We start from the raw sequence: 17,935 nt of genomic DNA on the forward strand, positions 1-17,935 counted from the left end.
ACTGCCCGCCGCTTCCCGCCAAGTCGCAACAAAAAGCAGAACCGGCGGGCAGTGCCCGCCCTGCGTGGCTTCCGCGCAGGGAAGCACCGGGCCGTCGGCGCGATTCACTCGCCGCGCAGATCCTTTCCGCTCAGCCGCAGGTTCCGCTGCAGGTACTCGCGCATCGCCGCGTCCGGCGGCGCGGGCGCGACACCACCGAGATGACGCTGCAACAGTCGTTCGGTGAGGTAGAACATCGCCTCCCTGGCCAGCGGATCCTCGTTGGTGTGGCCGGCCTGGTCATCGACCAGCAGGCTGACCTCCCGCTCCAGCAGTTTCAGCTGCGCGGCGTACGCGATGACGCCACGGATCGCCACCCGGTGATCCGCGCCACCGGCAATCAACAACAACGGACGCTGCATCCGTGCCGCGTTGGCCAGCGGCGACTGCGCATGCAGCCGCGCCATGGTGGCGTCGTCGTGCAGGTCCAGCGACAGCAGGCGCAGCCAGGCGATGAACGGGATGTAGCGCGACAGGTTCAGCGCCTCGTGGCTGCGCGAAACCCAGCGCAGATCCCAGCCGAAATCCGCCGGTGGCACGATCGCCACGCCCACCTTGAACAACTCCGGCTGGAAGGTCACCCCGAGCAGGGTCGCGTAGCCGCCGAACGAGGCGCCGGCGATGCCGACCCGCTGCGCATCGCCGATGCCCTGCGCCAGCAGGTAACGCGTGCCTTCCACGATGTCCTGCTGCACCCGGCCGTTGCCGAAGTCGCCGTGCGCGGCGAGCACGTAGTCGCGGCCGTAGCCGGTGGAGCCGCGGAACTGCGGCTGGAACACCGCGTAGCCGCGGTTGACCAGGAACTGCCCGAAGCTGCCGTAGTCCGGGCGATCGTGGTTCCACGGACCGCCATGCGGAGTCACCACCAGTGGCAGCGTTGCCGGATCGGCGCCCGGCGGCAGCAGCAGGAAGCCATGCAGGCGCATGCCGTCGGAGGCTTTCCAGGTAAACGGAATCTTGCGTGCCAGCGCCGACCCGGGCAGCGGCGACAGCGGCTTGCCGCTGCGCTGCTGCGTCAGCGCGTCGTCGAGGAACGGCTTGAACCGACCCGACCACGGCTCGTAGAGATGCCAGCGCCCGGCCTGCAGCGTGGGCCCGCGTTCGCCGACCAGCCAGGCGGCCTGCGCGCCGCGACCGACCTGGATGTCCAGATCGCGTTGCGGGAAGTGGCGGGTGATGGCTTCGACCGCCTGCTGTGTCTGCGCATCCAGCCCGCGCTGCGCCGACGTGCTGCTTCGCCAGCTGGCGATCAGCGGCTGGCCGTCGACGGGATCGAGCAGCAGCGCGTCGAGGTCCGCTTCGCCCGCCGGATCGGTGAGCAGGGTGTGCAACGTGCCTTGCGCATCCAGCCGCGTCAGGTCGAGCAGGCTGCCGCCGCGATCCGTGCGCAGCAGCAGCTCGCCGTCCGGCGCGGTCACCGGCAACAGGCTGCAGCGCTGCAACTGCACGCAGCGCAGCACCTCGTGCAGGCCGCCGTCCGCGTCGACGCGATGGATCACCAGGTCCTCGTGTTCGACCCGTTCGAGGAAGGCCAGCCGACCCTGCGGATCGAACGCGAACCCGGCCAGTTCATCGGCGTCTTCGTGCAGCACGCTGCGCTTGCCGTGGATGTCCACGCGCAACAGCCGCCACTTCCCGGCCGATGCCGGCGACGTGGCCGGCACCTGCTCGCTGACGATGACCGCGGCGCCCTGCAGCGGATCGACGGCACGCACTTCGCGCCGTTCGCCGCCACCCAGCGCGGTGACGATGCCGGAGCCGCCCTGGCCGACTGCCGCCAGCGCAAACAGCTGGCGCGGCGATTCCAGCAGCAGCCACCGGCTGTCACGTGACCAGTAAAGCTGGCGCGCCTCGGTACGCGAGAGCAGCTGGCGTGCGGCGCCACCCGCGGTCGACTGCAGCCACACGCTGCGCTGGTTGCCCTGCACGCGCAGCCAGGCGACGGATCGCCCGTCGGGCGACAGGCTCACGCTGTCGATCATCCGATCGACCAGGAACGCGCTGCGCGGAAAGCGCGGCGCCGGCGGGCGCGCCTGCTCGATGGCGACCGCGCGATGCAGGGCGGCAGCGTCTGCCGCGTCGTCGGCGCGCACCGTTCCGCTCGCCAGCGCCAGCACGAGGGCGCACGGCGCCGCCAACCACTTCGAAAGCGTGGACATGGATTTCTCCGGCTGTCGGCCCGTCATGCCGACGGGCCGCATCATCAAGGGGACGAGGCGGCCTGCGCCGCGCGTGGTCAGGCGGTTGCGGGCAGCAGCTTGCGTGGGGACGGTACGTATTCGCCGGCGGGATACAGCAGCCACAGGCTGGCCAGCGCCGGCAGTCCGACCACGGCGCAAGCCAGCAACCAGGCCAGCCGCGCCGGCGTGGACAGGGCGCGTCGACGGCACAGCCAGATCGCCGCCAGCAGCGACAGCAGCATCAGGGCGCCGGCGAACAGCTGGATGCGGCGGGGAATCGGCGGCGGTGCGGTGGCGTCCAGCGGATCGTGCACCGCGAACAGGTCCAGCGCCGCCACGCGCAAGGCATACAGCGCCGGTGATGGCCACCACGCCTTGTAGCGGTACAGCGCAGGGTAGTCGTAACCGATCGCGCGATGGGCAGCTTCGGTGACGTGGCCTGCGTCGTCCAGCCACAGCACGCTCTGGTACGGCGCCACGCCGGTGAGCTCATGCGCGTAGGTGGTGAAGGAGAACGACACCAGGTAGCCGTCCACCAGCTCGATCAGATCGATGTTGCTCAGGTCGCCGCTGCGGCCGGGCATCGGCAGCCGCTGGCGTGGGCTCAGCAAGGCGTCGCTGGCGGCCGCGTCGCGGCCGTCGAAGAAGTACAGCGCCCGATCGCTCAATACCACCAGGCTTTCGCCCACCGGCGTCACCCCGGCCAGGATCTCACCGGCGGGCAGGCGGATGCGCGGCAGCGCCTGATGGCTGGCGCTGACGTAGTGATACAGCGTGTTGCCGGCGACCAGCGCGCCATCACCCCTGGGCAGGGCCGGCAAGCTGCCGGCCGCCTGCGCCGGTGCCGGAAACGCGGCATCGCCGGTGCCCACGCCAAGCTCGCCGAAATGGCGGCCATCGGTGAGGCGGTAGCCTTCGAAGCGCATGCGATCGTGGCTGAACACCCAGCGCACGCGCAGTTCCTCGTCGTCGAATTCCATCTGCGCCGCCGCGGCGTGAGTGAGTTCGTTGCGCACCGGGGTGGCCGCCAGCTGCGAACCGATCTCATGCACTTCGGACAGCGCCACCTGCTCGCGCCACAGCGGCGCCTGCGCCGCGCGGCTGACGGCCAGGCCGGCCAGCATGCGCTGCTGCGGCGTCATCCGTTCGGTTTCGTTGTGGCCTCCGGGTGGCGGCACGCTCATGTTGTTCGGATGCGTGCCCTGCATGATCCACAGCATCTCCACGCCGAAGCCCAGCAGCAGGGCCAGCAGATAAATGCCCATCTGCAGCGGCAGGGCGGTGATCACGGTGGCGGTGAGCGAACGCGGCGGCGCACTGAGGTCGGGCTTGAACGCGGCCAGCACCATCGCCGCCAGCCACAGCAGGGCCAGCGCCTGCACGATCAGCATCCGCGGACCGATGGCCTGGCTCACCGCCAGCAACACCAGGAACACCAGCGCGCAGGTCGAATGACGACGGCTGCCGAGCATGCAGTAGGCGCCGGCCAGGTAACCGCAGGCGGCGATCAGCAGCGCGGCCAGCGGGAACAGCCAGTGGCGCAGGTCGACCACGCGTGCGGTCATGCCGTGCTGGTAGACGGCGATCAGCAGGATCGGCAGCGCCGCGGCCAGCGCCAGCAACACGACGCCCGCACCCAGCAGCGCCGCGGCGATGCGCCAGTTTGGCAACGGCCGGTGCAGCAGGTTCAGCCAGGTGCTGGGACGCCGGTAACTGCCCATCTGGAACAGCCCCAGCAACAGGCCGGCCAGCGCGTAGACGCCGCCGAACACGCGGTAAACCAGCAGTGGCTGCTGCGCCAGGTCGACCACCCGGGTCAGGAAACCCAGCACCAGCAGATGCAGCACCGCGCCGGCGATGGCCCAGCTGCGGAAGCGCAGCAATTCGGCCCTGAAAAGATCGCGCATGTTGTTTCCTCGAAGAAGGGCGGCGCTCAGGCCGCGGTCGGTACGGCGTGGTTCTTGGCCAGGAAGCCGTTGACCGCACGGTCCAGGCTCACCGGCATGCTCTGCATCGAACGCGCGCCGCTGGCTTGCAGGAAACTGGCGAAGTCCTCGTCCTGGTCCAGCACCAGGTAGTGGTGCAAGCCGTCGATGCGCTGTACCTGCAGCAGTCCGGGCACGCTGGCCGGGGGCGGGCCGGCGAACGGGATGTCCGCCACCCAGTGGGTCACCCGCGCGCAGAAATCGTCGGGCGCCGACATGTTCATCAGCCGGCCGCGCTCGAGGATGATCAGGTTGTCGGCGACCCGTTCGACCTCTTCCATCTGGTGCGAGCAATAGATCACCGTGCACTGGCCGGCCGCGTTCGAATACAGCAGCGATTCGAGGAAGGCCCGCTTGGCCACCACGTCCAGCCCCAGGGTCGGCTCGTCCAGCACCAGTAGCTCCGGCCGTTGCGCCAGGGTCAGCGCGAGGTTGAAACCGGCGCGCTCGCCGCGCGACAGCTGGCCGACCTTCTGCTCCGGCAGCACGTGGTAGTGGCCGATCACCTCGTCGAACGCGCGCTGGTCCCAGCGCGGGTAGTGGTGGCGCTGCATCGCGGTCACCGCCGCCACGCGCATCCAGTTCGGCAGCGTGTGTTCCTCGTTGACGAAACCGATGCGGCCGCGATCGGTCGGTGTCAACCGCTGGCTGTCGCGGCCGAGGATGCGGGCCTGGCCCGAGCTCGGCGGCAGGAAGCCGAGCAGGATGCGGAACAGCGTGGACTTGCCCGCGCCGTTCGCGCCCACGATGGCGTGGATGCGGCCGCTGGCGATGCGCAGGTCCAGCTGGTCCAGCGCCAGCTTGTTGCCGTAGCGCTTGCACAACGCATCGGTCTCGATCACGTACTCGGATGGTGTCGGCTCAGTCATGCTCGTCTCTCGCCTCCGGGTCAGGCGGATTTCTTCGGGGCCAGCACGCGCAGCGCGCGTTCCAGCCGGCTCAGCGCGCGCTCGGGCGGATAGTCCAGCGCGGCCACCTCGTGCACGAAGTTCTGCACGGCGTCATCCATGCGGCGGTCGCGTTCGGCATTGCTCAGCCGCTGGCGCGGCGTGGCCACGTACAGGCCCAGGCCCTGGCGCGACTCCAGCCAGCCGTCACCGGTGAGTTCGGCGTAGGCCTTGGCCACGGTGTTCGGGTTGATCGTCAACTGCTGCGCCAGTCCGCGCACGCTGGGCAGCTGCGCGCCGACGGCGAGCTCGCCGGTGGCGATCTTCATGCGCACGCCGTCGACGATCTGCTTGCTGATCGGCCGCGGATCGCCGGTGGCGATCTGGATCAGCAGGGCTTGGGTTCGGGCCATCAGGATCTCCGCTTGGCTGTACCTTGTGTACTGTGTGCATTAGTACAGTAGGCGCAACGTCGCGGTCAAGCGGTTTTCGCAGTCGGGATTAGCGGGCGGGGTCGACCTGCACCGTGGCGGGCAGCGAGCGGACGACGATCTCGCCGTGCCGCCACGCCACCGGCGCACCATTCAGCCGCGCCGTGCCGCCGGGCTGGCCGGCGTACGGCCAGCGCAGCACCAGGCCGCCGGGCGGCATCGCGTTGCCGCCCGGCAGCGACAGCTCCAGCCGCCCGTCGTGTTCGCGCAGGCGATAACTCAGCTCGCCGTAGGGCGTGCGCAGGTGCTCGATGCCGATGCCTTCGCCGCGCAGCCAGTCCACCGGCATGCCGTCGGCCAGCACCAGCGCCTGGTCGCTGCGGCGCTCCCACGCAAACAGGTCGTACAGCGAGCGCAGGAAGTCCGAGGCGATCCACGCATGCGGCATGTCGCCGACAAAGCGCGGCTCGCGCGCGTCGCGACCCACCACTTCGGCCCACTGGTTCCACCCCGCGGGACGGCGGTCGGCCATGAAGAAATCGAGCAGCGCCGGCACCCGCTGGCGCCAGCCCAGCCGGACGAAGGCCGCCACGTTGCGCCACTCGTACGGGGTGTAGTCATCCCATGGCTTGTCGCCATCGCGACGCGCGATGAAGCCCTGCCAGTAGCGCTCGAAGGTCTGTCGCAGCAGCGCCGGCGGCAGCCAGTCCTGCGCGCCGCCTGGCGACAGCGCGATGGTGGTGGAGGTGGCGTCGAAGTCGCCCAGTTCGGCGGCGCCGGGGATGAAGTCGATGCGGTGTTCGTGCATCGCCGCCAGGATCGAGGCCTGCAGGTCGGCGCGGAAGGCATCGCGCGAGGCGGCGTAGCGGATCGCCTCGTCGTGCCTGCCCAGGGCGCGCGCCAGCTCGACCGCATCGTCGTAGCCGCGCAGCGCCCAGAAGTCGTCCCAGTACGAATGCATCGGCTTGGCCGAGTAGCCTTCGTGGCTGATCGAGGCCGGCATCAGGCCGTAGCGCGAGCTGCCCTGCTGCGCCGGGGTGCGCTCGCTGGCGCGCAGCCGATCCATGTAGGCCACCGTGCGTTCCACGTGCGGCCATAGCCGCTGCAGACCGGCACGGTCGTGGCCGTAGCGCCACCATTCGGCAATCGCGAACAGCAGTTCGCCGGGACTGTCGTTCTCCACCACCGGGTCGGAACCACGCGCGTCGACGCAGCACGGCACCTTGCCGGTGGCGAACTGGTGCGGCGCGTACCACTGCACGAACGCGCCCGCGACGTCGGCGTGGCCGCTGCGCAGCAGCGCTTCGCTCATCATCGCGCCGTCGCGAATCCAGCTGCGCGCATACGAACGCGTGCCCGGCTGCAGCGCCGGGCCATCGCGCGAAATCAGCATCTGGGCCTGCGCGCTGCGCGCGGTGTCGACCAGCGCCTGTTGGGCAGCCGGCAATTGCAGGGTCACGCGATCGAGCTTCTCGCGCCATGCGGCCGCCACCTCGTCGCGCTGTTGCTGCAGCCAGCGCATGGCGTCGGCGGGAGGGGCGAACGAAGACGCATCCGAAGGCACCACCAGGCCCACCGTCACGGCCGAGTGAGCCGGCACGGTCAGCCGATACAGCAGCGCGCCTTGGGCGTAGCCGCTGTCGTCGTGCAGCGCGGTGATGCGCGGTCGTTCGCCGCGGGCCAGCTGCTGCGGCAAGGTGAACTCGCCATGGCGGCTGCCGACAAACGCGGTGGGCGCCTGCAGCGGTACGACGCGCAGCGCCCGATTGACCTGCACGCCATGGCCATCCCGATCGAGGTCGCGGATCGGGCTGATGCCGCCGGGCGTGTTGAGGAACTGGGTGGGCGGATTGACCTGGAACGGTCGCAACAGCAAGGCCAGCGTCAGCGTGCGCGGTTGCGCGCCGTCGTTGTGCAGGCGGTATTGCAGCAGCAGGTTCGAGCGAGTCGACGTGCCGTTGGCGAAGGCCGTGGTGTCCAGCCGCAGGTCGTCGGCCTGCCAGTGCACGGTGGGGATCGGCAGGTAGCCGTCCTGCAGGCTTTGCGTGGCTTTCACCGTGGCCCAGTCGATCAGCGTGTCGCCGTCCAGCAGCATCGGCTCGATCGACCAGCCGCCCTTGCGCACCTCCACCGCGCCGTCCTCGGAGAGCAGCGCCGACTGCTTGGCGCCACCGTCCACGCCGACCAGGGTCCAGTAGCTCTGCTCGCCGGTGAAGCCGCGGGGATAGATGCCGCGGGGTGCGCTGCGCGCTTGCTGCATCAGCCGGGCATTCGGGGTGAGGCTGGCCGGCGCGGGCTCGTCGACGGGCGCGGGCGGCAACGGCGTCAGGCGGAGATTGCCGACGCAGAATTCGCCGCGACCGCCCTGCCCGGCATACAGGGTGAATTCCAGCGTCTGCGTGTGGCGCAGCGTGCGGTCCTGTGCCGGACCCCAGGCGGAAACGATGTCGCGCCTGCTGGCGGTGATCGTCTGCCACGTATCGGTCGGCCGGAAGTTCTCTTGTCGATACCACCACACGTTGTCGCCGCTGGCGTCGATCAGTTTCAGTTGCAGGTCGTTCGGCGGCATGTTGCCCCGCACGTCGAACGACAGCGCGTAGTTATCGGGAAAAGTGATCGGCAGCGTGCGACGCAGACTCGGCCCGCCGGACACGCCGTTGAAGTCGAAGTCCAGGCAGATCGCCTTGCCGTGCGGCCCGCTGGCCGGGCGCAGCTTGGCGCTGATGTCATCGGTGGCGATGGCTTGCCAGGCGTTCGGCTGGGTGAAGTCGTCGAGGGTTCGTGACGCCGCTTCGGCATGTGCGAAGTGGTTGATCGCGAGCAGGGCAAGCAGCACGGGAAGGTAGCGACGCATCGTCAGCCCTTCACGCTGCCCAGCAGCAGGCCTTCGAGGTAGTAGCGCTGCAGCGACAGGAACAGCAGCAGCACCGGCAGCACGGTGACTACCGAGCCGGCCATCATCAGCTCGCTGTCCTGCGAGTGTTCGCGCGCCAATGAGGCCAGGCCGATCGGCAAGGTGTAGTGGTCCTGCCCGGTCAGCACGATCAGCGGCCACATGAAGTCGTTCCACGCGGCGAGGAAGGTGAAGATGGCCAGCGTGACGATGATCGGCTTCAGCAGCGGCAGCACGATCTGCGCGAAGATCCGCCACTCGCCGGCGCCGTCGATCCGCGCCGCTTCCAGCAGTTCGTCGGGAATGCCGCGGGCGTACTGGCGCACCAGGAAGATGCCGAACACGGTGGCCAGCGCGGGCACCACCACGCCGGCGTAGCTGTTCACCAGCCCGATGTACTTCAGCAGCAGGAACAGCGGCAGCATGGCCACCTGGGCGGGGATCACCAGTGCGCCCAGCAAGGTCTGGAACAGCCGCTCGCGCCCGGCGAAGCGCAGCTTGGCGAAGGCGTAGCCGGCCAGCAGGTTGCAGGCCAGCGACAGCACGGTGATGGTGCCGGCCACCAGCAGGCTGTTGAGCAGGTAGCGGCCCATGCCGGCGTGCACGAACAGTTCGCGGTAGTTGTTCCAGCTGGCATGGCGCGGCAGCAGCGGCGGCGGCAGCGCGCTGGCCGCGCCCGGTGCCATGAACGACACCGACAGCATCCACAGCAGCGGGAACAGCGCCACCGCCGCTACGCCGATCAGCAAGCCGTTGACCAGCGCCCTGGCCAGCCGCGGATTCATGCCTGTTCTCCGCGTCGGGACAGCTTCAGCATCAGCACGGTCACCGCGAACATGATCAGGAACAACAGGAACGCCACCGCCGAGGCGGAGCCGAGGTTCCACCACTTGAAGCCTTCGTCGTACATCAGGTACAGCACGCTGACCGTGCTTTGCAGCGGACCGCCCTCGGTCATCACGTAGGGTTCGGCGAACAGCTGGAAGTAGCCCGACACGGTGAGGATGCCCACCATCAGCATGGTGGGTTTGAGCATCGGCAGGGTGATGTGGCGGAACTGCCGCCAGGGCGAGGCGCCGTCGATGCGCGCGGCTTCGTACAGGTCCGGCGGGATCGCCTGCAGGCCGGCCAGGAAGATGATCATGTTGTAGCCGAAGTTCTTCCACACCGCGAACGCGATGATCGTGGGCATCGCCCAGTGCGGATCGCCCAGCCAGTCCACCGGATGGATGCCGACTAGCCCCAGCACATAATTCGCCATGCCGTATTTGGTGTTGAACAGGTAGCGCCAGATCACCGCGGTGGCCACCACCGTGGTCACCACCGGCGCGAACAGCGCGGTGCGGAAGAACGGCTTGCAGCGCGCCAGCGGCGAGTTCAGCAGCATCGCCGCGCCCAGCGACGCCCCCATCGACAACGGCACGCCCACCGCCACGAAGTACAACGTGTGTCCCAGCGCCGACCAGAACAGCGGCCGCTGCAGCAGTTCCCAGTAATTGCCCAGCGCCACGAAACGCAGGTTGCGGATGTCGGCCAGCGCGTAGAGGTCGTAGTCGGTGAGGCTGAGCAGCAGCGCGGCCAGCACCGGCAGCAGGAAGAACACGCCCAGCACCAGCAGCGCCGGGGCGAGGAACAGCCAGGCCGTGCGTTGCGGATTCATGGCGTGTGCCCACGGATCTGGTCAGGATGGGCGTGGTCGAGCACCCAGCGCCGTTTGGCCAGGATCGCATCGGCGCGGCGATCCATCTCGGCGGCGGCCTGGTCAATCGTCAGCCGGCCGGCGATCGCCTCGGCGGCGACCAGCTGCATCTCGTTGGCGATGCGCTCCCACTCCGGCACGGCCGGCGCCGGCCGCACCTGCTCCAGCTGCTGGCGGAACGCGCGCGCCTTGGGATCGTCATGCAGGGCGCCGCCCTCCCACGAGCTGCGCCGGGGCGGCATGTCGCCGAGCAGGTCGTAGAACTGCCGCTGCACCACGGGCTGCGACAGGTACTCGATCAGCTGCCACGCCGCGTCCTTGTGCCGCGAGCGACGGAAGATCACCAGGCTGGAACCGCCGGCCACGCCGATGCCGGGGCCCGTCGGGCCGGGCAGGGGCGCGGTGGCCCAGTCGTCCTGCTGCGCTGCCGGCAGGCGCGCGCGGAATTCGCCGATGTTCCACGGGCCGGACAGGTAGAACGCATACACGCCGCGGCCGAACTCGGTCCACGGATTGCCCGCTTCGACATTGGTGATCGCTGGCGCCTGGCGCAGCCGGAAGGTGTCGACGTAGAAGGCCAGCGCCCGCCTGAAGCCCGCGCTTTCGAAATTGCCGTAGCGACCGCCGTCGCGCAGCAGCCCGTCGCCGGGATGCGGGCCGTAGTCCTGCTGCAGCGCCAGCGACATCAGCTGCTCGTACTCGTTGGTCGGCAAGAGGATGCCGTAGCGATGACGGGCGGGATCGCTCAATGCAGCAAGCTGTTGCCGCCACTCGACCCAGTTGCGCGGCGGTGCGTCGAAACCGGCGGCCTGCAACAGGTCGCGGCGATAGAACAGCAGCCGCGTGTCGACGTACCACGGCACGCCGTACAGCGTGCCGTCGATCACGTTGGTGGCCCAGATGCTGGCGAAGTAGTCGCGCGGCTGGATCACCCGCGAACGGTCGACCCGCGCCTGCAAGGGCTCCAGCGCGTGCAATGCGGCCAGCTCGGGCAGCCAGGTGTTGCCGAGCTGGCTGAGGTCCGGGGTGGAGTCGCCGGCAAAGGCGGTAAGCAGCTTCTGGTGCGCGGCGGTCAGCGGCAGCTGCTGCACCCTGACGTGGATGTCCGGGTGGGCGCGCTCGAACGCGGGCAGCAATTTGACGATGGCTTCGCCTTCGCGGCCGATCGTCCAGAACGTGAGTTCGTGGTTGTCCGGCGCTTGCGTGCAACTGCCCAGCAGGGCGCTGCAGGTGATCGCCACCAGCCATGCGTGCCGCCAGGGGCGCGCACGACAGCTCATTCTTTCGACGCCTCCGCGGCCAGCCAGCCGCCTTCGAAGCCCGCGCGCTGAAGTCCCTTGCGGATGTACGGGTTCTTCTTCATCACGTTCCAGACGAGGTCGCTGCGCCAGTTCTCGATCATCAGCACGATCGGCCCCTGGTCGATGCCCAGCTGCTCGCTGTCGACCCAGCCCATCGGCAGCACTTTGCCCGTGCGCAACTCCGTTTGCACGTGGAAGCTGGGATTGAAGGCGTCGACAAAGCCGTGCCGGTTGTAGATCGCGCTGCCGTAGCGGCGCTTCATCTCCTCCAGCGCGGGAATCACCAGCTCGGGCGCGAACGCGATCGAGCCAGCGACCGCGGTGGGCACGAGAGTGCCGTCGTCGACCAGGTAGCCCAGTCCGGCGCCCCGCGCCGTGTAGCCGTAGAACTGGCGCTTGCTCTTGCCGTCCATGACGATGCCGCCGGGACCGTTGCTGGCGGTGAGCCCCCACATGTTCGGGCCGTAGCCGGTCCAGCCGCCCGGGTTGGCGATCGCGTAGTTCCTCTGGGCGATCACCGCGCGGCGGCTGTTCTCGAAATAGTCGAGGTCGTGCTGGCGGTTCCAGGCATCGCGGATGCCGCGGAAGTCGATCCACACATGGCTGTACTGGTGGCCGAACAACGGGCCGAAGTTCAGCAGTTGCTCGCCGTGGAAGCTGCCCCAGCTGCGGTCGTAGGTGCGGGTCCACGCCGTCCAGGCGTCGGCGTCCACCGGATGCGTGGGCGAGCCCAGCGCCAGCACGTAGACCAGCATCGCCTCGTTGTAGCCTTCCCAGTCGTGCGGGATGAACTTGCCGCCCGGCGTCCAGCCCATGCTGATCAGCGGCGCGCGCACCTGTGCCCAGGGCCAGTCGACCCGCCGGTAGATGCGGTCGGCCAGCGTGCGGATTTCCTGCTCGGCCGGCGTGTCGCGGTCGTAGTACGACTGCGCGAACAGCACGCCGCCCAGCAGCAGCGAGGTGTCGACCGTGGACACCTCGGTCCAGCGGGCGAAGCGCTTGCCGCTCTTCATGTCGAGGAAGTGATAGAAGAAGCCGTGGTAGCCGCTGTCATCGTCCTCGCTGTCGCCCTGCGGCGCGGTGTCGAAGAAGCGCAGCGTGGCAAGCGTGCGCTCCACCGCCTGTTCACGGGTGATGTAGCCGCGCTCCACGCCCACGCCGTAGGCGGTCAGGCCGAAGCCGACCGCGGCGATGCTGGAGAACGATTCGCCCGGATAGTGGTCGGGCACCAGGCCATTGGCCGGGTCTGCGCTGTCCCAGAAGAACTGGAAGGTGCGCTGTTCGAGGTCGTTGACCAGCGCCGGTACTTCGGGCGTGCTGGTTGTGGCGGGAGTGGGGTCCGGTCGGGCCTGCCAGGCCGGGCTGGCGGGAGCTGCCAGCACCAGGGCCAGGCCGAGCAGGAGGGAGGCAAGCCATGCGGGCCGGTGGGGAAACGTCATGATCGGTCTGCCGTACTTTGTGAGCGACGCCACCTGGACCCGCGGGGGAGCGCAGGTTCAGGTGGACGTCCAGACGTCCGTTCTCACGAAGCGGACGGATGAATCGGTACTGCCTTGCCGCGGGTGGATCAGAACGTGTAGCGGGCGCCGATCTGGAAGCGGCGGGTCTGGTTCGGGTCGGCACTGGTGGCGCGGCCGAAGTCCGGGTTCGGGTTCAGCGTGCCCCAGTTGTACTGGTTGTTGATGTAGCCGTTGTCGACATCGCGGTTGAACACGTTCATCACGTCGAAGCGCAGCTCCAGCGCCTGGCTTTCGCCCCAGCGGAATTCCTTGGCGATCGACAGGTCGAGGTTGAGGTACTTCTGGCCGTACTTGCCGTTCTTGTAGAAGATGCAGTTGTAGTCGCAGCCTGGCACGTTGGCGAAGTAGTCCCAGGGCAGGCCCGAGCCATAGGTGAAGATGCCGGTCAGGCGGGTATCCCATGGCCCGCGCACGATGCCATTGAGCACCAGGTGCTGCTTCTCGCCCACGTTGTCGGCGAAGTAGCCCGCCGGATCGACATAGTCCAGCGAGTAGTTGTCGCCGCCTTGCTGGCGCGCACGCTGGTAGGTGTAGGCCAGGCCCACACCCCAGCCGGACGCTTCGGTGTACGGCTTGTCGATGCTGACCAGCACGCTGCTGGACTGGGTCTTCTTGTCGGTGTTGTGCAGCACCACGCCGTATGGACTGCCGGGCATGATGTCGAGCGTGAAGCCCGGCAGTGGCAGGCGGTTCCATACCCAAGTGAACTGGTCGTAGCCCAGCACGCGGGCCAGCGTCAGCGAAGCGTTCCAGTCACCCATCACCTGGCGCACGCCCAGGCTGAACTGGTCGGTGTGCGGCGGTTTGGTGTTGTTGTTGACCACGTCGATTTCGGAACTGAAACCGGCCGAGCCGGATGCCAGCAGACCGTTGAGGCCGGCCGGCGTCAGGTAGCTCGGGTCCCATGCGATGGTGCCAGGGGTGACACCGCCGGGACTGAACAGGAAGGTGTAGTTCGGCACCAGCGAGTGCAATTCCTCCTGGCTGATCCAGTCGAACGGCGTGCGGTCGTAGTAGCGGCCGGCGCCGCCGAAGATCGTGGTGCTCTGGTCGCCGTCCTTGCTGACATCCAGCGAGAAGCCCAGCCGGGGCTGGATCGCCCCCTTGTAGCCGTCGCGGTTGTGGCCGTTGCTGATGTAGTTCTGCAGGCCCAGGTATTCCAGCGTGGGAATCTGCTCGGCTGGCGTCACGTAGTCCTTGTTCAGCGCGTTGGTCTCGTAATCCCAGCGGATGCCCAGGTTCAACTGCAGGCGTTCGGTGATGTCCCAGTCGTCCTGCACGTACAGGCCGAGCTGGTTGGTGTGCAGGTTGGCGCTGGCCCCGTTGGGCGCGTACACCGCCTTGTACGGCGAGTTGAAACCACCGGGATAATCCGCGCCTTCCTGGAAGTAGTAGGTCGGCACGGTGGCGCTGTTCTGCTCCAGCGTGATGCCGTACGCGGCGTACTTGATGCCCGCCTTGATCGTGTGGTAGGGCAGGCCGAACCAGGTGAAGTCGTCGCGGAAGGTACGCTGGTTCTGGCCCTTGTCCTGCAGGTCACCGCCGGCGCCGATCACCGCGATGCCGGGATCGTAGATGGCCCGCACCGTGCCGGATTCGGCCGAGGTGGGGTGCCATTTCGCCGTGCCCGCATCCAGCAGGAGGTCATTGGTGTAGCTGTCGCCGCGCTTCTGCCATTTCAGCAGCAGGTCGTCGACGTTGTTCTTGCGGTTGCTGCGCGCGCTGTAGGCGGTGGTGCCACCGAAGCCGAGCTGTTCGCTGTCGCGGCGCGTGGTCAGGCTGAGGTCGACGTTGTTGTCGTGGTTGGGCTGCCAGCTCAACTTGCCGAAGAAGGTCTTCTCGTTGAACGGCGCCGAGAACGTGCCGTTGTACTGGGCGAAGCGCGAGTCGTTGATCTGCACCGTGTTGTTGGCGGTGTCCTTGCGCTCCTCGTAGTTGATGAAGAACTGCGCCACGTCCTTGATGATCGGTCCGCCCAGGGTGAAACCGCGCTGTTCGCGCTTGTACTCGGGCTTCTTGACGTGGTTTTTCTTGTCGAACGAGTTCTGCGCGATCATCGCCGTGTTCTGGAAGTAGTCGTAGAGCGAACCGTGGAATTCGTTGGTGCCCGACTTGGTCACCGCGGTGATGATCGCGGTGCCGGCCTGTTCGTACTCGGCCTTGTAGTTGTTGGTGAGTACGCGGAATTCCTGCACTGCCTCCTGTGAGAACGGGTTGCCGCGGGTGGAATCCTGGCCGGCGATGCCGCCCTTGAGCACGTTGTTCTTCAGGCTGGCGCCGTCGATGAAAACGTTTACATTCTCGGCCGACTGACCGCCCGACGAAAAGCTTTTCGAGTTGGGGTCGCGCGAGGTGGTCACGCCCGGCACCAGCTTGGCGAAATCCAGGAAGTTGCGCTCGTTCTGCGGCAGTTGCTGGATCTGCTTCTGGCTGATGTTGGTGGCCACTTCCGAGGTGCGCGTCTCGACCAGGGTGGTGGCGTTCACCGAGACGCCCTGCAGCTCGGTGGCATTGCTGGTGCTGGGTCCGGCCGCGGCGGCGCCGGCGTCCAGGTTGAGGTTCAGCGCCTGGCCGACCTGCACCGTGACGGTGCGGCTGGCGCTGCTGCCGTTGCCGCTGGCCACGATGGTGTAGCTGCCTGGGCTCAGTCCGGCCAGGGTGTAGTTGCCGTCCGCACCGACCTTCGCCTTGCTGACGAAACCGTTGGCGGTATTGGTGGCCACCACTTGGGTGGGCATCGCGCCCTGCGGTGCGCTGACGTGCCCGCGCAGGATCGCCGTGCTGGTCTGGGCGTGCGCGCCCGGCAGCGCGAATGCGGTGACCAGCAGGCCGGCGAGTGCCAGCGAGATGTGCCTGGATAACGTACGTTGATTGACCATGACTGACCCTCTCCCGTAATCGTTGCAAGGTGGTGGAACGCTCTTCCGTCGGTGCCGTGCCATTGTCTGCGGACCCTATCGCGGCCCGCCTGGATTGCACCGACCCCTGCCCGGTGCGGTTCCTTCCGGCGCGATCCGGCGCCGGTATGTCGGTGTGTGTCAGCCCGAGGGCGCGGCGCTGGACGCCCGCACCACCAGCTCGGCGCCGACCCGTCGCCGGCTGCCCGCGCGCACGTCGTCCGGGTGGTCGAGCTGTTCGCCCAGCAGGGCCATCGCCTGCCCGCCCAGTTCCGCGATGTGCACCTGGATCGTGGTCAGCGGCGGCGTCACGTAGCGCGCCATCGGCACGTCGTCGAAGCCGCCCACGGCGATGTCCTGCGGGATGCGCAGGCCCGCCTCGCGCAGGGCCGCCAGACAGCCGATCGCCATCATGTCGTTGGCGGCGAACACCGCATCCGGTCGTGGCCGCATCGCCAGCACCTGCTGGCCGGCGCGAAACCCGGATTCTTCGCTGAAGTCCCCGCGCAGCATCATCACCGGACTGTCCGGTGCATGGCTGGCCAGCGATTCGCGATAGCCGAGTTCGCGCTGGGTGGCGTCGCGGTTGCCCGGTGGGCCCTGGATGAACACGATGCGCCGGCGACCCAGCGACAGCAGGTGTTCGACCATCAGCCGCGCGCCGCCGTCGTTGTCGACCGACAGGGCGCAGTAGTCGGTGCCGGACAACCGGGTGTTGATCAGCACGGTGGGAAGATTCTGCGGCAGGTTCTGCCGCAGGAAGTCAGCATCGGCGTGGGGCGACATCAGCAGCAGGCCGTCGACCCGCCCCTGCATCGCGCGCAGGGCTGCCGCCGCCGCTTCCGCGTCATCGTGCGAGCTGGAGACCAGCAGGTGCAGGCCGCGCGATCGCGCCGCCAGGTCGATGCCGCGGATCAGCTCGGAAAAGAACTCGCCGTACAGGTCGGGCAGCAGGGCGCCCACCGTGTTGGTGCGCCGGGTGATCAGCATGCGGGCGGCGGCGTGCGGCACGTAGCGCAGGCGCTGGGCTGCCTCGACGATGCGCCGGCAGGTTTCGGCGGTGACGCCACGGCCGCCATTCAGCGCGCGCGACACCGAGGCCACCGATACACCGGCCTCGCGCGCCACGTCTTTGATGGTTGCTGCTGGCATTGGTGGCCCGATCCGCGAACAGGGAACCGCATTGCGGCGCCAACGTAAACGTTTTCATGGCGGATTGTAAAGCGCTTGTAAAACGATACCTCTGCTGCGTTGCGGCAGTCACCGTCGATCGCCGCGCGCTGCCGCCGGCAGATTCCCTAATGCTGGCCCGCATCGACCGGATTCCCGCTGCGGCGCTGCAGCAGCCCTCGATTTGGCACGATTCAGGCATGACATCCAGTGACTTGGCGTTCTGTGACCGGAGTCATTCGCCGCCCTCGTCTGACTACTTGTTAAATTTTCAGTTTCGCCGTTAAATGAAGGTTAATCTTTGTGGACTCAGGCAACTGTATCCTCAAGTTATCGCGGTTACTCAACAAACGATAGGCAACCTGCTGTTTTTCAAGACCATGATGACTGCTGCTCTCACCTTGCTGCTTGTCTCCACCGCGCTGATCGCCAGCGCCGTGCGTCATGTGCCGGCCGGTCAGGTCTACAGCCTGTATCGCCGCGGCAAGCTGGTGCGGGTGCTGCAGCAGGGAACGCATCTGGTGTTGCCGTTGCTTGACCGGGTGGCTCACAAGATCAACCTGGCCGGGCAGACGCTGCGGCTGGATGCGTCGCAGGAGGATGCCGGCGAGGTACGCGGCACCGTGTACTGGCAGGTGCTGGAGCCGGAGCGGGCGGACGCGGTATTCGAACAGGTCGACCAGCTGATTCGTCGCGGCGCCCGGGAAGCGCTGCGCAACGAGCCCGTCGCTGCTGGCGCCGATCGGCGCGATCTTGGCGCCCGGATGAAACAGTCCTTGAACAGCGCGCTGCGCGAGCGCGGCATGATGGTGACGCGGGTCGAATTGGACGCCGCCTGAATCAAGGGGTCGCGCCAGGGCGTCCCAGAACGCCCGCGCCGCAGGGGATTTGCAGGTATTGAACCCGCCACGGCGGGGTTTTCTTTTGGCGGGG

The 17,935-nt window shown here is 67.9% G+C and carries 12 protein-coding genes; 1 reads left to right on the top strand and 11 read right to left on the bottom strand.

Annotated features, from left to right (window positions below; genetic code table 11):
* Nucleotides 1–104: 104 nt before the first annotated feature.
* The 11 genes from ASD82_RS00870 to ASD82_RS00920 form a co-directional block, all read right to left on the bottom strand.
* A complete protein-coding gene (locus tag ASD82_RS00870) occupies nt 105–2,198 on the bottom strand; it encodes a prolyl oligopeptidase family serine peptidase (RefSeq protein WP_056714037.1) in 2,094 nt (697 codons plus the stop codon).
* 77 nt (nt 2,199–2,275) lie between these two features.
* Entirely contained in the window at nt 2,276–4,126 is a 1,851-nt protein-coding gene (locus tag ASD82_RS00875) for a hypothetical protein (RefSeq protein WP_056714043.1), read from the bottom strand.
* 26 nt (nt 4,127–4,152) lie between these two features.
* Complete coding sequence (locus ASD82_RS00880) at nt 4,153–5,073, bottom strand: ABC transporter ATP-binding protein (protein WP_056714046.1); 921 nt, start codon at nt 5,071–5,073, stop codon at nt 4,153–4,155.
* Nucleotides 5,074–5,093: 20 nt separating this feature from the next.
* Nucleotides 5,094–5,504 carry a GntR family transcriptional regulator gene (locus ASD82_RS00885; RefSeq protein ID WP_056714051.1) on the bottom strand — a complete coding sequence of 137 codons (411 nt, stop codon included), beginning with the start codon at nt 5,502–5,504 and terminating at the stop codon, nt 5,094–5,096.
* Between the two features lie 88 nt (nt 5,505–5,592).
* Nucleotides 5,593–8,376, bottom strand: a complete 2,784-nt coding sequence (locus ASD82_RS00890; protein WP_056714054.1) for a hypothetical protein — start codon at nt 8,374–8,376, stop codon at nt 5,593–5,595.
* A gap of 2 nt (nt 8,377–8,378) precedes the next feature.
* Entirely contained in the window at nt 8,379–9,200 is an 822-nt protein-coding gene (locus tag ASD82_RS00895) for a carbohydrate ABC transporter permease (protein ID WP_056714057.1), read from the bottom strand.
* Entirely contained in the window at nt 9,197–10,075 is an 879-nt protein-coding gene (locus ASD82_RS00900) for a sugar ABC transporter permease (RefSeq protein WP_056714061.1), read from the bottom strand. The genes ASD82_RS00895 and ASD82_RS00900 overlap by 4 nt, the downstream gene beginning before the upstream one ends.
* Nucleotides 10,072–11,394, bottom strand: coding sequence for a sugar ABC transporter substrate-binding protein (locus ASD82_RS00905; RefSeq protein ID WP_056714063.1), 1,323 nt, complete (start codon nt 11,392–11,394; stop codon nt 10,072–10,074). The genes ASD82_RS00900 and ASD82_RS00905 overlap by 4 nt, the downstream gene beginning before the upstream one ends.
* Nucleotides 11,391–12,854, bottom strand: a complete 1,464-nt coding sequence (locus tag ASD82_RS00910) for a glucoamylase family protein (protein WP_056714067.1) — start codon at nt 12,852–12,854, stop codon at nt 11,391–11,393. The genes ASD82_RS00905 and ASD82_RS00910 overlap by 4 nt, the downstream gene beginning before the upstream one ends.
* Before the next feature lie 128 nt (nt 12,855–12,982).
* On the bottom strand, nt 12,983–15,814 hold the full coding sequence (locus ASD82_RS00915; protein WP_056714070.1) for a TonB-dependent receptor: 2,832 nt from the start codon (nt 15,812–15,814) through the stop codon (nt 12,983–12,985).
* 159 nt (nt 15,815–15,973) lie between these two features.
* Nucleotides 15,974–16,984, bottom strand: coding sequence for a LacI family DNA-binding transcriptional regulator (locus ASD82_RS00920; protein ID WP_056714072.1), 1,011 nt, complete (start codon nt 16,982–16,984; stop codon nt 15,974–15,976).
* Between the two features lie 401 nt (nt 16,985–17,385).
* Here ASD82_RS00920 and ASD82_RS00925 point away from each other — a divergent pair, with 401 nt between their 5' ends.
* The gene (locus ASD82_RS00925) at nt 17,386–17,841 is read left to right on the top strand and encodes an SPFH domain-containing protein (protein WP_056714074.1); all 456 of its coding nucleotides are present in this window, start codon (nt 17,386–17,388) and stop codon (nt 17,839–17,841) included.
* Nucleotides 17,842–17,935: the final 94 nt, after the last annotated feature.

The organism is Rhodanobacter sp. Root179 (assembly GCF_001428465.1).
Lineage (GTDB): Bacteria > Pseudomonadota > Gammaproteobacteria > Xanthomonadales > Rhodanobacteraceae > Rhodanobacter.

Excerpts from the sequence above, each read along its gene's own strand:
- ASD82_RS00870 (WP_056714037.1), bottom strand. The coding sequence starts at position 2,198 with ATGTCCACGCTTTCGAAGTGGTTGGCGGCGCCGTGCGCCCTCGTGCTG.
- ASD82_RS00875 (WP_056714043.1), bottom strand. The coding sequence starts at position 4,126 with ATGCGCGATCTTTTCAGGGCCGAATTGCTGCGCTTCCGCAGCTGGGCC.
- ASD82_RS00880 (WP_056714046.1), bottom strand. The coding sequence starts at position 5,073 with ATGACTGAGCCGACACCATCCGAGTACGTGATCGAGACCGATGCGTTG.
- ASD82_RS00885 (WP_056714051.1), bottom strand. The coding sequence starts at position 5,504 with ATGGCCCGAACCCAAGCCCTGCTGATCCAGATCGCCACCGGCGATCCG.
- ASD82_RS00890 (WP_056714054.1), bottom strand. The coding sequence starts at position 8,376 with ATGCGTCGCTACCTTCCCGTGCTGCTTGCCCTGCTCGCGATCAACCAC.
- ASD82_RS00895 (WP_056714057.1), bottom strand. The coding sequence starts at position 9,200 with ATGAATCCGCGGCTGGCCAGGGCGCTGGTCAACGGCTTGCTGATCGGC.
- ASD82_RS00900 (WP_056714061.1), bottom strand. The coding sequence starts at position 10,075 with ATGAATCCGCAACGCACGGCCTGGCTGTTCCTCGCCCCGGCGCTGCTG.
- ASD82_RS00905 (WP_056714063.1), bottom strand. The coding sequence starts at position 11,394 with ATGAGCTGTCGTGCGCGCCCCTGGCGGCACGCATGGCTGGTGGCGATC.
- ASD82_RS00910 (WP_056714067.1), bottom strand. The coding sequence starts at position 12,854 with ATGACGTTTCCCCACCGGCCCGCATGGCTTGCCTCCCTCCTGCTCGGC.
- ASD82_RS00915 (WP_056714070.1), bottom strand. The coding sequence starts at position 15,814 with ATGGTCAATCAACGTACGTTATCCAGGCACATCTCGCTGGCACTCGCC.
- ASD82_RS00920 (WP_056714072.1), bottom strand. The coding sequence starts at position 16,984 with ATGCCAGCAGCAACCATCAAAGACGTGGCGCGCGAGGCCGGTGTATCG.
- ASD82_RS00925 (WP_056714074.1), top strand. The coding sequence starts at position 17,386 with ATGACTGCTGCTCTCACCTTGCTGCTTGTCTCCACCGCGCTGATCGCC.